Source organism: Pirellula sp. SH-Sr6A (assembly GCF_001610875.1).
GTDB lineage: Bacteria > Planctomycetota > Planctomycetia > Pirellulales > Pirellulaceae > JBKCUI01.
In genome coordinates this window covers 4,560,192-4,575,188 of sequence record NZ_CP011272.1, presented here as the reverse complement: position 1 = coordinate 4,575,188, position 14,997 = coordinate 4,560,192, and the positions used below count along the sequence as shown (strand labels likewise).

Here is a 14,997-nt window from a genome sequence, read left to right as displayed (position 1 = left end):
TTCGACCGCTTTCTTAGCTTGCGATGTTTCTTGGAGAATTTCCGAGTTCGCCCCCTTGTGGACCAAGCAGAGCCGCCGCATTCCTTAAAAGGAATCGCGCGGCGATGCGGGGTTGGAAGTGCTCGGGCACTCTCCCCTCTTTTGAAACGAGCTCTCAGAATCGGTGTGGATGAATCATGTTGCTCTCAACGAAAACGAATGCGAATCCGTTTCCACTGCTGGCTGCATTCGAAGCGGATCCGTGGAAAGCGACCGCCGAACATTACGCACGCTGTGTGACGGACAAGATTCTGGCCATGGCCTCCTATGGCTTGGAACTCGAGGAAGAAGCTTTGCGCACCCTGGGGATCGGGTTTTCCGATCGGAGTCTGGGGAACCAGTTGCCCTCGAATCAGACGGCAGCGGGTCGAAGGATCCGAGAGCGACTCATCCAGATGGGTCTTTACAAGGAGAATGGCCGCGAGGCGCTACGTGGTTACATTACCATCCCCCTGGTGGACGAAGAGCATCGCATCACAGGCTTCGAAGGCTATCGGCTGAGCAACAGCGGAGCCGTCATTGACAAGCTCCGCGTGGGAACCGGCACAAGACTTCAGGATTCAGGCGTCAGGCTTCAGGAAGACTCCATCCCAACCCGAAACGTCAGCGAGGGACAGGCTGCTGACACGCTGGCAACGGAGACACTGGCACCCAAGATTCCTTCACAGCCGGGCAGCCCTTCACAAGAAGAGGATCCCTCGCTCACGCAACGGGTTGCGATGCAGCCTGCTACTCCAGCCTCCGAAATCTCCGTCGACGCTAGCAGCGTGACTATCACTCGCGAGGATCGCAGCTACAAGATCCGTGGCCTCGAGAAGAACATGTCTTCCCTGAGCCTGCGCGTCTCGATCGCCGTCTCCCGACTCGAACGGATGCATCTCGATACGGTCGATCTCATGCGCTCTAGCGCTCGGCAAGCCTTCGTGAAAGCTGCCGCTTTAGAACTCTTCTGCGAAGAGGAGACGATCAAGGTCGATCTAGGAAGAATCCTCCTTCAACTGGAAGATTTACGGAACCTTCAAATCGAAGCCGCCAAACGCATCGGTCCTGCCATTCCGGCTATGACCGAAGCCCAGCAGGAAGAAGCCATGCAGTTGCTGCGTTCTCCCAATCTGATCGAACGGATTGTGCACGATCTCGATGCGTGTGGCATGGTCGGAGAAGCATCCAATAAGCTCGTAGGCTACCTGGCTGCCGTCAGTCGCAAGCTACCCACCCCGTTGGCTCTCCTGATCCGATCCTCCAGCGCGGCCGGGAAGACAACGCTCATGGAAACCATCTTGGCCATGGTCCCACCGGAAGAAGTCTTGCGATTGAGCAACCTCACTTGCCAATCGCTCTATTACCTCGATAGCGATCAGCTTCGCCATAAGACCTTAGCCATTAGCGAAGACCAAGGTCTTTCCGAATCTGCGTATGCCTTAAAACTCCTTCAAAGCGAAGGGAAGCTGACCCATGCCACGGTAGTCCGTGGCAACGATGGCCGGAGCGTTACCCAATTGCACAGCGTAGAAGGCCCCATTCAGCTCATGATCACCTCGACGGCTCGGGATGTGGACGAAGAGTTAGCCAATCGCTGCTTGATCCTTACCGTTGATGAATCGATCGAACAGACCAAGGCCATTCAAGCGCGCCAGCGTCTGCTGCAGACGCGCGAGGGATTGCAACGGCAGTCGCAAGTGGCAGCCATCCGAACCCTGCATCACCATGCGCAGCGTTTGCTCCGACCCTTGCAGGTCTTGAACCCCTTGGTCGACTCTTTGGAGTTCGTTTGCGATCGACTGCGCAACCGCCGCGATCATGCCAAGTACTTGAGTCTCATTCAAGCGATCGCCTTGCTACACCAGCACCAGAGAGTCATCCACACCGAAGAGGATGGAACCGAGTGGATCGAAGTCCAAGAGTCCGATATCGCGCTCGCCGATCGGCTAATGGACAAGCTCTTGAAGCAGTCGCTTAGTGAGTTAGCACCGCAGACTGAGCAGTGCCTCCACTTGGTGCAAGAGTTTGTGGCGAAAGGCTGCCGGGCCGCGGCAGCGGCTAGCCCGGCCGAGCAAGCTATTCTTCGGCAACGGTTCCGATTTACCCGTCGCTCGTTTCGCGAATCGGTCGGTTGGAGCGACAACCAAGTGCGCACCCACTTGGACCGACTGGTCCAGCTCGAGCATTTGATTGTCCATCGCGGCAAGCAGGGGGCAACCTACGTCTACCAGTTGGCCGATTAGTTGGCGGGCTAACTGCCGATTAACTGCTTACGACGTCTCACTTCGTGCCCCCCTTGTGGGGGCTTCGTGCCCCCTCTTCAAACGGCCTGGAGCAAGCAATCGCTTGCTAGAAGGCCACTTCTTTGTGCTTGTGCCCCCGGAGAGCAAGCCCTGCTTCCTCGCGCCCCCCCACTTATGCATACCTCGGTTTCGTTTTGTGTTCTTGATTCGGCTCTCCTTCAGAAAAGGTCTTAAAGAAACATGTCACCCCCTTCGTTGTCAGCCCTCATGGAAGCGTATTTCGTTGATCTGCGAGTAGTGAATTGGACGGAAGCGACCTTGGAGAGGAGAAAAAACTCGCTGGGTCGCTTCGTCCGTTGGCTCACCGAGCGTGAGATCCATACTCTTTCGGAAATCACACCAGAGATTCTCGCAGCGTATCAAAGGAGCTTGCTCCATATCGGGAACTTGCGGACACGCAAACCCCTGCAAGCCTCAACGCGGGCTTCCTATGTCCATGCCGTGTCCCATTGGCTGCAGTGGGCTTGTTTGGGCAAGCATATCCCCTTCAATCCAGCGGCAGGGATCGAGCTTCCTAAAGCCGAATATCGACTCCCGGCGAGTTTTTTAAGCCAGAGCGAGGTCGAGCATGTCATCAACCAACCCGACGTGAGCACGAAGATTGGGATTCGGGATCGCAGTGTCTTGGAGATTCTCTATAGCAGTGCTATTCGAAGAAGCGAGCTTCTCAAGCTGGAGATTCAGGATATTGATCGCGCCAGGCGATTGCTTCATATCCGGCAGGGGAAAGGACACAAGGATCGCTTTGTACCGATCGGAGTGCGCGCCTTGGATTGGTTGACCAAGTACCTCCAAGACGTAAGGCCCTGGCTCTTGAGCGGCGGGGGCTGCAAACGGAATTGGATGCATCCGAGGAAATTCTCAGTTTCCTTGAGCGAGCAAGAGACGCAGGTGGTGATCCTATGCCACAACGGAGGGGCGATGCACCCGGTGAATCTCTCGGCCATGGTTCGGCAGTATGTTCGGCAAGCGGGGATAACGAAGAAGGGCGCATGCCACATGTTTCGTCACACAGCAGCAACGCTGATGATGGAGAATGGAGCCGATCTGCGATCGATCCAAACGCTCTTGGGTCATGCCAGCTTGAATACCACGCAAATCTATGCCCACGTCACGCTAGATCGCTTGAGAGCGGTCCACGACGCGATGCATCCGGCCAAGCCGGACCAAGCGAACGCGCCTAGTCGGGCTGACTAGTTGCACAAGCTGGCTAGGTGCTCAGCTGCTTCCTTCAAGTAAACCAAGGCCAAGGTGGTGGAGGCAGCGGAAGCTGGAGTCGAAGAACAGGTCGATCGCCCACCGAGGCGACCTGTTTTCGGACGCAAGCTGCAGAGGCTTCCTCGTCGCCCGCTCTGCTGGATTCGTCTCGTGATCACTCGAGTCGTTATGTCGGTGAAAATCCTCGATTCGAAAACGCTGCAAGCGGCGCTGGGATTGGTTACAATAGTCGCTATGCACCCCCAAAACGCCATGCTTCAAACATCTCCTGAGCTCCGCTCCGCGCGCCCCCGCACGGGAGAGCCAACTGCAACCTTCGGTTGCACCGAAGCGACTATCCCTTCTTCGCAGTGCTTCCATGTGCATTCCATCAACGCCAGCGTTGGTCCGTCCCCTGCCGAAGCCACCACTGCCACTTGGCACTACCACCGCAACCAGCAGTTCAGCATCACCGCTGTAACCACTTCTTCAGGCTCCGTAGCCGAACGCTACGCCTATACGGCTTATGGCCAGCCAACCATCCTTGATGGTTCAGGCTCGGTCCTCTCGAGTTCCGCGATTAATAATCGCTACACCTACACGGGACGTGAATGGGATGCGACGCTTGGGCTGTATCACTTCCGTGCGAGGTGGATGAGCCCTTGGAATGGGCGATTCGTTCAGCGAGATCCATCGGGATATCGTGATTCGAAAAACGCGTATGTATATGTCAGGAACCGGCCAATCCGACGTATTGATCCATCCGGCGAAGTTTCAATTATCACAACCGCCGATACCCTAAGTAGTACGACATGCCCAGGCCCCGATGCAGGAAAAACTACGTTTGGGATGATTTATCAATTTCGAGTCGAGAATAAGTGCCAAAATAAATCGGGCTGGATAATACAAGAAGTGACTGCTTCTTGTGCATCGGGAAACTGTCGTGCTGGGACGTGCCCGGCTAACAAATCAAAAGCAAAAACGGCAAGGCCGTTTTATGAGGCATGGCGTGTTTCCGGAACGAAAGACCCGACAATTCCGGATCAAGAATCTGACATTGATCCAAATGATCCAAATGACGATTACGACTACACCGACACTTCAACAATAACAGGGCAAGTTCAGTTTGAGACTTGTGGATATCAAAAGGCTATTGGTGTAGTTCGATTTTTCTGCGACGAAGACATTCCCCGGGGTGAGGCCCCATCCGATTGGATCGAAGAAGTCCGCGTTGATACCGGAGACAGTGGTTGCCCACTTTTCGTAACCGGTGGCCTACCGGACACAACGAAGAAGCCCAGTTACTGGGGGAGCTCGAAAGAATCCGAAGCAACACGTTTTTACGAAATCAATTGGAACTGTTGTTGCGATGCAGAATCGTTCGGAATCACTCAAGATGGGAGTCCTCGCGGTGCAAAGTAAAAGTGCAGTATTCTGGAGTTTTTTTTGGCTGGCGTCGCACTCGACGATGACGATGGGGCAGAGCGAATTAGTTTACACTTCGCACAAACATGCTGAAGTCGTATACATTGACTCAACGGCTTCACCAGATTGTTTGATAAAGACATTTTCGAATTATATTCGAAAAACGCGTGAAGAAAACAATGCAGTGGATGCTGAAGGCGTGCTCAGGGAATTGCTCAAGGAAGATTCTTTTCTTGATATTGATTTGCGAACTGAAAGGATTAAAGTCCAAGGTCATGTTATTGACGAGAGCATTAGTACTGCTAGTTACGATGACGAAACGGCAAAAGTTAACTGGTCTCGATTTTCACACGAGTTTAAAGTAAGCTTCGGAAGCAATTCAGGAGAAGGATCATGGCCCAAGTTCATTCGTCGGTTAAATTTTGCGGTCATGCAATCATCGTTGAGAATGTCGAGAACGTCAGAATCTCTAATCTGTACTGTTCGAAGTAAGATGTGCGATAATGCAATTGTCTTTGGAGGGAATGGTGACCGATTGGCCGTAACTCAACGTGTCTTTATTGTTAGAGAGGTAACTCCGATAGTAATCGACATTGATTCAATGGCGTTAAATTCTGATATTGATCGTTCCTTAAGTGAAAAATCAAGAGTGATTTGGCGTGACCCCTAGTACGTTCACCAATAAGAACTAAACCAACTCATTAAACGGATCCGCCGATGCGGTGGCACGGGGATCGCCGAAGTTGGTTTTCCCTGCATTTTCTCTATGGTTTTTTTGTGGGGGTAATTCCCTGCGAGTCTATTGATCAAGGGGCCGCAAGATGGTGGCCAGAGAGTCGCTTGCGAGCAAGAAGATGCACCGAGTGCTTCTTTTGGTCCATTTCAGGTCATGTAACGACGGACCTTCAGGCAACTCGCTTTGATTCGCACGCAACAGAGATGCGATTAGGTGAGGTAGCGAGCAGCTCGAACGTGATGGTTTCTGAACGAGAGCATTCATCATTAGATTTCCGGTAATGGAAGATTCACCGAGACGTAACAGCAGGTTGCCCCGAAGCGAAGGGATGCTTCGTTGGTTTGCAGATCTTCTCCATCACACTGAATCACCGTCCACGCTACGAGCTCCTTTATCGCCAGCGCATTCTTCCAATTGACAAGCAACCCTTGCTTCGGTGCTAAGCTATCCAGTCGAGCCTTGGATCGGGGCAAATGATCAAGGGTGGAGGGGGCATTCGAGTATTGCCCACAGGCACTGCACTCTTAGTCCCGATAGGGACGGCAGACAATAGCCCAGCCTTTCAAGGCTGGGTACGCGCACAATTATCGCGTCAGTCCCGGTAGGGACGAAAGAAAATACGACACGGAATAGGAGGCACCCACCTTTTGGGGGTGATCACTTTGGAATGCATGCATTGTCGCCAACGACACGGGGCCAACTCCGCGTTCCTCCGCCTCCTCCGCGGTTGACCACCACGGATTTCAAACCAGAACGGCGAGTGCTATAAGTCGTGGGTAGAGTTTTGGGCCAGCGGGGCGAAGAAAGGTTTACCGCGGAGATCGCGGAGAAGCGCGGAGGGAAGAGGTGATAAATGGGAGGCACTCACCTCACGGAATAGGAGGCACCCACCTAAATTAGGGGGAGCATCGGAGTTTTGGGGGGTGTTAGTCCCGGTAGGGACGGCAGACAATAGCCCAGCCTTTCAAGGCTGGGTACGCGCACAATTATCGCGTCAGTCCCGGTAGGGACGAAAGAAAATACGACACGGAATAGGAGGCACCCAACGCTGGTAATGATTTACAAAGATTGCAATAAGTCTTGATGCGGCAAAGGCTTCTGGCTTGAATGGCGAGTTCTCACACATGCCAACTCACACCGGAATGGATTACCGGAATGCCGCATCAAGACACGGGGCGGGGATTCGGGGCACCCACCTAATGGAAATAATAGGCACCCACCTTTTGAGGGACGAGTAAATAGAAGACACCCATCTAACAGGGGGGAGGGAGTTTTCTCGCCAAGGCGCCAAGACGCAACGGCTCAATAAGAGGCACCCACGAATGGCACTGTAATCTCCAATGATCGCGCAGTTCCCCCTAGCGACAGAGCGGGAATTTTCTTTAGAATCTCGCTCGCCTTGAAGATTGTTCTGGCTATGAACCCATTTTCTTGGCTATGATTTTGATCGTCCCTCCTTGGTTAAGTTGCCTAAACATAAACCAAGGAGGGTTTTGTTTTGGTCTCTATACCACCAAGGCGATCTCAAGCCAATTTCAGCTTTGGAGATTCCATCAAGGCTTTCCTGCTGCAACCCGGACTGCCGTTTGCATCGATTCTTTGCGAGCAGCACATCAGAAATGTTTTTCGCAAGCACGGTTGCACGATGAATGGGATCTATTCCACCGCAATTGTCTTGTGGGCGTTCATGTCGCAAATTATGCGTGATGGGAAAGAAGCCGCTTGCCAGTCCGCCGTCGCTCGTATTACGGCATTCTTTACTCTTCACGGGAAGTCAGCACCCGGGGCCGATACGGGGAACTACTGTCGCGCAAGAGCAAAGCTTCCCGAGGACGCTTTGAAAGAACTATGCCTTGGTGTTGCCTCTGAAGCGGAAGCCAAGGTGGAGTCCAAATGGCTCTGGAAGTCTATGCATGCCAAGCTTATTGATGGATTTACTTTCAAAATGCCCGATACGCGAAAGAACCAGAAAGAGTATCCGCAGCATACTGCCCAAAAGCCAGGGATTGGTTTTCCTATTGCTCGTGTCTTGGCTGTGATGTCGTTGGCCACAGGTTGTTTGCTTGATGCAACGGTCGGTCCCTTCAGCGGAAAAGAAACGGGCGAAACCAGTCTTCTGCGTCGGTTGCTCAAAGGTTTTTCAGCGGGAGATATCGTGATTGCTGACCGCTTCTTTTGTAACTACTGGTTGATCGCGATGTTCATGAAATTGAACGTTCATGTTTGTTTTCGCAGGAAGAAGGGACACACAGATTTTCGAACTGGAAAGCGATTGGGTAAACAAGATCACTTGATTCAGTGGTATCGTCCCGCTCGTCCGGCCTGGATGAGCCACGAGATGTACCAATCCTTACCGTTCGTGATCGAACTACGGGAGTTGCGATATACGGTCGAAGCTCCGGGCCGTAAATCAGGCCCGTTTATCATTGTGACAACATTGCTAGAGCACAAGGGTGACCAGGGTGTTAGCTATGAGGAGATATCCGATCTGTTTAGCTTTCGTTGGAATGCAGAACTTGACATCCGTTCTATCAAGACGTTTATGAATTTAAACTTTGTGAGATGCTTATCGCCCGAGATGGTCAGGCGAGAGTTATGGACGACGCTTCTTGCCTACAACTTGATTCGAACAACGATTTGCTCTGCCGCTTCGCTCTCTGGAAAGCGGCCGCGAGAGATCAGCTTCGTCTGTGCTAGCCAGTACATCCTAGCGAGTTGGCAGGAGGTGACGGCTCATCTTCGCGGCAAGCAACTTGAGCGTTACGCCAGATTTCTCCTCGAGCGGATTGCGAACTGTAAGGTTGGCAACCGTCCGGGGCGGATTGAACCGCGAGTTGTAAAGCGACGCCGCGACCAATACGCGCTGATGACCGAACCCAGAAAACAACTCCAAAAGCGACTCTATAAAGGCGATAACCGATTTGAATGAAACGACTTACGCAAATCGATTACAGTGCCATTCGGGGCACCCACCTTTTGGGGGGATCGCTTTGGAATGTATGCATTGTCGCCAACGACACGGGGCCAACTCCGCGTTCCTCCGTGTCCTCCGCGGTTGACCATCACCGATCTCGTGCCAAAAGAGCGAGAGCGATATGTCGTGGGAATACGAGGCACCCACCTAATTAGATGGAGCATCGGAGTTTTGGGGGGTGTAAGTCCCGGTAGGGACGGCAGACAATAGCCCAGCCTTTCAAGGCTGGGTACGGGCACAATCATCGCGTCAGTCCCGGTAGGGACGAAAGAAAATACGACCCGGAATAGGGGGCACCCACCTTTTGGGGGTGATCACTTTGGAATGCATGCATTGTCGCCAACGACACGGGGCCAACTCCGCGTTCCTCCGTGTCCTCCGCGGTTGACCATCACCGATTTCATACCAGAACGGCGAGGGCTATAAGTCGTGGGTAGAGTTTTGGGCCAGCGGGGCGAAGAAAGGTTTATCGCGGAGAAGCGCGGAGGGAAGAGGTGATAAATGGGAGGCACTCACCTCACGGAATAGGAGGCACCCACCTAAATTAGGGGGAGCATCGGAGTTTTGGGGGGTGTTAGTCCCGGTAGGGACGGCAGACAATAGCCCAGCCTTTCAAGGCTGGGTATGCGCACAATCATCGCGTCAGTCCCGGTAGGGACGAAAGAAAATACGACCCGGAATAGTAGGCACCCACCTTTGGGGAGTGCCATCGCTTTGGAATGTATGCATTGTCGCCAACGACACGGGGCCAACTCCGCGTTCCTCCGTGTCCTCCGCGGTTGACCATCACCGATCTCGTGCCAAAAGAGCGAGAGCGATATGTCGTGGGAATACGAGGCACCCACCTAATTAGATGGAGCATCGGAGTTTTGGGGGGTGTAAGTCCCGGTAGGGACGGCAGACAATAGCCCAGCCTTTCAAGGCTGGGTACGGGCACAATCATCGCGTCAGTCCCGGTAGGGACGAAAGAAAATACGACCCGGAATAGGGGGCACCCACCTTTTGGGGGTGATCACTTTGGAATGCATGCATTGTCGCCAACGACACGGGGCCAACTCCGCGTTCCTCCGTGCCCTCCGCGGTTGACCATCACCGATTTCATACCAGAACGGCGAGGGCTATAAGTCGTGGGTAGAGTTTTGGGCCAGCGGGGCGAAGAAAGGTTTATCGCGGAGAAGCGCGGAGGGAAGAGGTGATAAATGGGAGGCACTCACCTCACGGAATAGGAGGCACCCACCTAAATTAGGGGGAGCATCGGAGTTTTGGGGGGTGTTAGTCCCGGTAGGGACGGCAGACAATAGCCCAGCCTTTCAAGGCTGGGTATGCGCACAATCATCGCGTCAGTCCCGGTAGGGACGAAAGAAAATACGACCCGGAATAGTAGGCACCCACCTTTGGGGAGTGCCATCGCTTTGGAATGCATGCATTGTCGCCAACGACACGGGGCCAACTCCGCGTTCCTCCGTGTCCTCCGCGGTTGACCATCACCGATTTCATACCAGAACGGCGAGGGCTATAAGTCGTGGGTAGAGTTCTGGGGCAGCGGGGCGAAGAAGGATTTACCGCGGAGATCGCGGAGAATTGCGGAGGGAGGAAGTGAGAAATAGGAGGCACCCACCTGGTGGAATAGGAAGCAGGTGGCGTACAGCGTGGCATCACAGCGTCGACCGGGATGTTTGCACCGGTCCCAAAGACCATCGCGTCGGGTGTGTGGCGTTTAGGTGCGATCAATTCAATCAAACGCCTTTCGATCGATTGCTGTCGCGGACGCTGATGCAACTCACGCTCTGTTGGCTGAATGCCCTAGACATCGAAGCCTGGCGTAACACGCCAGGTCACCACTGCACCGAGCAAAGCATGGCTCGTAAAACGATCCTCGATGTGAGTCAAATGAAGGATTCGGATATGGTTGGGGAGTCCGTTTCTCCGAGGTAGATAGGTCGTGCCTGCGATCTCGCAGATAGGCCTCTCTCAAATGTGGAACCGCAAAGAGGGAACCAAAGACTTGGTCTTAGCATGAGAGCAACTCCTGAAATGGTCGTCCATTCCGGAGGTGTTCTAGCGACTAGTACAGTTTCTCGGTATGAACTTCGATTTTACAGGGTCGCCCGGGCAATCCGGGAACGCCTTAGAAGGGGCGTTCGACCTGGAAAAACATTGAGAAACTAAGAAAGGGTGATAGAGGGGATTTGAACCCCCGACCTTCGGAGCCACAATCCGACGCTCTAACCAGCTGAGCTACTACCACCATGCGGTTTTTGGCCGAATGCGAGCATGGTAGACTTTCCTCTTCCCAGCGTCAACTGTCAAAACCTTCCGCCCCATTCGACCTTGACCGGTCCTCGCCATATCCCGTACTCGCCATGGATCTGAAACTTCTGGAAACGACGGAGAACCATGCGAATTTTCTTGCTTTTTGCCCCAGGAGGGGTCGTACAGGAGTTGTGCCGAGCGGGACATGAAGTGTTCGCTTGCAATTCCAGCACCGAGTTCCTAGATATGACTCCATTCGCCCCTCGGTTTCAGAGCCATTGGATCCAGGCTCATCAGAAGCTTTCCCCGACCGCGATTCGCGAGATTCGGCAGCGGCTTCATCAATTTCAGCCGGATGTCATCCAATCCTTCACCCCGTTCGGGCTCGCTTGGGTGAATTTGGCTCAGGGTTGGTCACCCTTTTCCAGCCGTCAGCGGGCCGCCGTCGTTTCGTTTCGGGGGATCACCAAAAGGCTTTCCAGGTTTGATCCCGCGAATTGGTTAACGTTTTATCACCCTCGCGTCCGCTGGCATGCCTGCGAGTCCTTTGCCGTGCAAGACTCGATGGTCCAATCCAGATTTTCCCGCTCAAGGTGTCCGGTGACCTACAACACCGTGTCCATCGGCCCTCCCTCCCAGACGTCGGCCGATACAAGGGCGGCTTGGAACATCCCTACCGACCGATTCCTTTTCGGTACCATCGCGACGATTCGCCCGGTGAAGGGGATCGATATCCTGCTGCGAGCTATTCAGCAAAACCGTAACGAGAACCTGCATTGGGTGATCATGGGAAGCGGGAAAGACGAAACGGTCGAGAGGTTGCTTCGCGATCCCCAGGTGCAGTCTCGGGTTACGATGCTCGGGCATGGGCATGCAGCCTCCAGTCACTTGCACGCCCTCGATGCCTTTGTCATGCCTTCTCGATCCGAAGGGCTGTGTCGGTCATTGATCGAAGCGATGTTGCAAGGTCGTCCGGCGGTTGTGAGTGACGCAGGGGGGATGAAGGAGTTAGTGCGCCATGGTATCGATGGCTTGGTCGTTCCTCGAGAGGAGCCGGATCGATTGGCGGAGGCTATGTTTGACTTGGCCGCTTCACCCCACGTGACTGCTATGGGAGTCTCGGCTCGCGACCGCGCCATGCAGCTTTGCGGGGCCGAGAAAGTGACCGAGAAACTGCTGGCCATCTATAGGGAAGCCATCGCGTCACAGAGGTCGGCTACTTAGTCGGAGAGCTAGAGGATCTCTTCGAGCTATCGGAGCGATTCGAGATGTTTCGTCAGCGCTAGTGTGAGCTTGGTGGTGTCGCTTCCAAACGACTGTTGGAACATTTCCCACCGCACAGCCGCTCCGCTTTCTCCGAAAGGCTCGAGTTGCCCAACGCATCGCAAGTACTGCGCAAAGTTCTTCGGGTGTGTCGTCGAGAGAAAGTGGGTCAATCCCCAAGCCAATGCGTAGGCATCGTCGGGGGATTGTTCGAATGGATTGTCATTGCGTAGCAAGCTCTCCAAGATTCTTTTCGTTTGCGCAGGTTCTTTTGCAAGCCGTTTGCATGCGACTTTTCTTTCGGATGGCCATGGGGACAAGTGAACGTTTGTCGGTTCCGCATAGCGGGGTGCTTCGAACATCGTCGCGAAACCTTCCGCGAGCCATAATGGGGTCGCAGCGCATCTTTGGTGCAACCCGTAGTTAAACGCGAGTTGATGGGCTGCTTCGTGGCATATCGTGTCCACTGTATGTTGCGATTCGCCCGATTTGGGTGTGTCAAACAGCACGATACGATTGGACTTTTGCGAATAGATCCCCACACATGTCTCTGGGACTGCGATGCCGTGCGTGCGGCAATATTGCTGGAATTCGAGCTGGCTCCCCAAGATGACGGCGACGAGAGGAAAAGTGAGTTCACGCGTGGCCAGTCCATAATTACGGCAGAACTGCTTCATCGAGGCTTGCAGGCTTCGGAACTTCTCGCCCCAAAAGGCGCTTCCGTTGGTACGTGTGACAAACAGATAGGGCTGTTCCCATCGAACTTGGAATCCCGCTCCAAACTCTTGTCGCAGATTGGTGGCCATTTCCGATACGGGAGCAGGTGCGAAAGCTTTCTCGAGAACCAGTTCGTTGGTGATTTCCTTGACGGGTGTCTGCTGTATGGCACCATTCTTTTGCAAAACCCAGACTTCGTCCGAGAATCGTGCGATGGGAATACCATCGATCGCGCCAAAACGAGTTTGAATTCTCAGCACAGGGAGTTGCGAAGCAGTTCGGACGGGAGTTGTCTCGGTCGGAGGGATTGTCACCGGCTGAGACTCGAAGTCGGGGCTAGGGGTGGAGACCAGTCGTTCTGGTGAGGATGTGGTAGTGGAATCGATCGGGGGCCCAGAGCGTTCGTGGGGCGAGGGATTCGATTCTCTCTCGGAGGGTGAGGAGGGATCTGATGGTGTGAGGGGGAGCTCGTTTTGGAACCCATCGTTCGATGGGCTCTGTGTGAGTTTATGGCGAATCCATGCGCCGGTGAGAGGATGGTAGAACAGCGTGATGCCCGCGCCCGGAAGTGCGATAGCTCCCAGGATAAGAACAAAGAGATTGTTCGCGGCCCGAGCAGGAGTGCTGGCCCGAAAAGGCGTATTGGGATGAGAAGACATGATCTACCTCGGCAATCCAGGGGCTTGTCAGGCAAAGCGAGTCGAGCAAACCGAAATGGGATGCGGTAACCGTTCCAATATTGCAAACTTAGTATGTCGTTCCGATTGTTTCGGCCCTTCCATGCGAGAAGCCCGCAGCTTGCCTCAGGATCTTTAATGCTCGGTGGTAGTTCTGCCGAATACTCCGAGGCGGATCGTTGTAACAGCCGGTTTGCAGCAACCCGAATAGCCAGCAAAACCGTTATTCCCGGCACGACTCGAGCGGAACATGAAGAATCAAGTCAAGCTTTGTATCGTTCTCCACAACCATCAGCCCAATGGTAATTTCGATGGAGTCATCGAGCAGGCTTATCAAGACAGCTATCTTCCCTTCTTGAATGTCTTTGAGCCATTCGGGAATTTGAAAGTCGCATTGCACACATCTGGCCCACTGATGCTGTGGCTCGAGGAGCGGCACCCCGAATACTTAGAGCGGGTGAAGCGATTGGTCGCCGCGGGGCGGATCGAGATTGTTGGCGGTCCCTTCTATGAGCCGATTCTGACGATGCTTCCTAGTCGCGATCGCGTGGGACAGATAACTCGGTACACGCGCTGGCTACAAGACAGGTTCGATACAGTGATCGCTGGCATGTGGATGCCAGAGCGTGTATGGGAAAGCCAGTTGGTGCGAGATTTGGTACCAGCGGGCATGCAATACACGATACTCGACGATTATCACTTTCGAGCGGCGGGATGGACGGATCCGGAGTTGACCAACTACTTTCTCACCGAGGATGATGGTCACGTGTTGCGGGTCTTTCCGGGAAGTGAACGGCTCCGGTATCTGATCCCGTTTGCGTCTCCGATCGAGACGATCCAGTACTGCCGCGAAGTCGCGGAGAGGACTCCCGGTGCGGTCCTGGTATTCGGCGATGACGGTGAGAAGTTTGGTACATGGCCGAACACGAAAGAGCATGTTTACGAACGAGGCTGGTTGCGGCAGTTCTTTGAGCTGCTCGATAGCAATCGCGATTGGCTCGAGACCTCTACGCCCTCGGAGGTGATCACCGAAACGTTGCCGCGCGGTACCGTTTATCTTCCAGATTGTTCGTACCGAGAGATGACCGAATGGGCGTTGCCTGTCGAGCGGCAATCGGCGTACGAAGCCATTGTTCACGAGCTGCAAAGCGACTCCCGCTGGCCCCAAATCCATCCGTTTCTACGGGGCGGCTTCTGGCGGAACTTCCGAGTGAAGTACTCCGAAGCGAACGAGATGTATTGTCGGATGCTCGATGTGAGTCGAAAGCTGGAATTTGCGCGTCGCAGCAATCAGGACAAGGGGTTGCTGAGCGAAGCGGAAGATCACCTCTATCGCGCCCAGTGCAATTGTCCATATTGGCACGGCGCCTTTGGAGGAATCTATCTTCCCCATTTGCGCAACGCGACCTACAAGGAGCTCATCGCCGCCGA

Annotated in this window: 7 protein-coding genes, 1 tRNA gene and 1 pseudogene; 7 read left to right on the top strand and 2 right to left on the bottom strand. The window is 54.0% G+C overall.

The features are described 5' to 3' along the window. Nucleotides 1–176 precede the first annotated feature (176 nt). The 5 genes from VN12_RS17510 to VN12_RS17490 all read left to right on the top strand — a co-directional run bounded on the left by VN12_RS17510 (nucleotide 177) and on the right by VN12_RS17490 (nucleotide 8,611). Nucleotides 177–2,264 (top strand): hypothetical protein, encoded by a 2,088-nt coding sequence (locus tag VN12_RS17510; protein ID WP_146676739.1) that lies wholly within the window; start codon nucleotides 177–179, stop codon nucleotides 2,262–2,264. Nucleotides 2,265–2,504: 240 nt separating this feature from the next. Continuing rightward, complete coding sequence (locus VN12_RS17505; protein WP_146676740.1) at nucleotides 2,505–3,521, top strand: tyrosine-type recombinase/integrase; 1,017 nt, start codon at nucleotides 2,505–2,507, stop codon at nucleotides 3,519–3,521. Between the two features lie 57 nt (nucleotides 3,522–3,578). Continuing rightward, a complete protein-coding gene (locus tag VN12_RS17500; RefSeq protein ID WP_146678048.1) occupies nucleotides 3,579–4,943 on the top strand; it encodes an RHS repeat domain-containing protein in 1,365 nt (454 codons plus the stop codon). Continuing rightward, complete coding sequence (locus tag VN12_RS17495) at nucleotides 4,933–5,616, top strand: hypothetical protein (protein ID WP_146678047.1); 684 nt, start codon at nucleotides 4,933–4,935, stop codon at nucleotides 5,614–5,616. Before VN12_RS17500 ends, VN12_RS17495 begins: the two co-directional genes overlap by 11 nt. Nucleotides 5,617–7,180: 1,564 nt before the next feature. Further along, nucleotides 7,181–8,611: an IS4 family transposase gene (locus VN12_RS17490; protein WP_146675080.1), complete on the top strand. Its 1,431-nt coding sequence runs from the start codon at nucleotides 7,181–7,183 to the stop codon at nucleotides 8,609–8,611. 2,219 nt (nucleotides 8,612–10,830) lie between these two features. On the opposite strand, the gene VN12_RS17485 is transcribed toward VN12_RS17490, so the two are convergent. Then, nucleotides 10,831–10,904: transfer RNA gene (locus VN12_RS17485), tRNA-His, on the bottom strand. A 149-nt stretch (nucleotides 10,905–11,053) separates the two neighbouring features. Here VN12_RS17485 and VN12_RS17480 point away from each other — a divergent pair. Next, nucleotides 11,054–12,133 (top strand): glycosyltransferase family 4 protein, encoded by a 1,080-nt coding sequence (locus tag VN12_RS17480; protein WP_146678046.1) that lies wholly within the window; start codon nucleotides 11,054–11,056, stop codon nucleotides 12,131–12,133. A gap of 26 nt (nucleotides 12,134–12,159) precedes the next feature. Here VN12_RS17480 and VN12_RS17475 read toward each other — a convergent pair whose 3' ends face one another. After that, a complete protein-coding gene (locus VN12_RS17475) occupies nucleotides 12,160–13,548 on the bottom strand; it encodes a DUF1570 domain-containing protein (RefSeq protein ID WP_146678045.1) in 1,389 nt (462 codons plus the stop codon). A gap of 268 nt (nucleotides 13,549–13,816) precedes the next feature. Between VN12_RS17475 and VN12_RS26845 the strand changes: the two are divergent. Then, nucleotides 13,817–14,992: pseudogene (locus VN12_RS26845) on the top strand (alpha-amylase/4-alpha-glucanotransferase domain-containing protein); the annotation flags it as partial. Nucleotides 14,993–14,997: the final 5 nt, after the last annotated feature.

Excerpts from the sequence above, each read along its gene's own strand:
- VN12_RS17510 (WP_146676739.1), top strand. The coding sequence starts at position 177 with ATGTTGCTCTCAACGAAAACGAATGCGAATCCGTTTCCACTGCTGGCT.
- VN12_RS17480 (WP_146678046.1), top strand. The coding sequence starts at position 11,054 with ATGCGAATTTTCTTGCTTTTTGCCCCAGGAGGGGTCGTACAGGAGTTG.
- VN12_RS17505 (WP_146676740.1), top strand. The coding sequence starts at position 2,505 with ATGTCACCCCCTTCGTTGTCAGCCCTCATGGAAGCGTATTTCGTTGAT.
- VN12_RS17475 (WP_146678045.1), bottom strand. The coding sequence starts at position 13,548 with ATGTCTTCTCATCCCAATACGCCTTTTCGGGCCAGCACTCCTGCTCGG.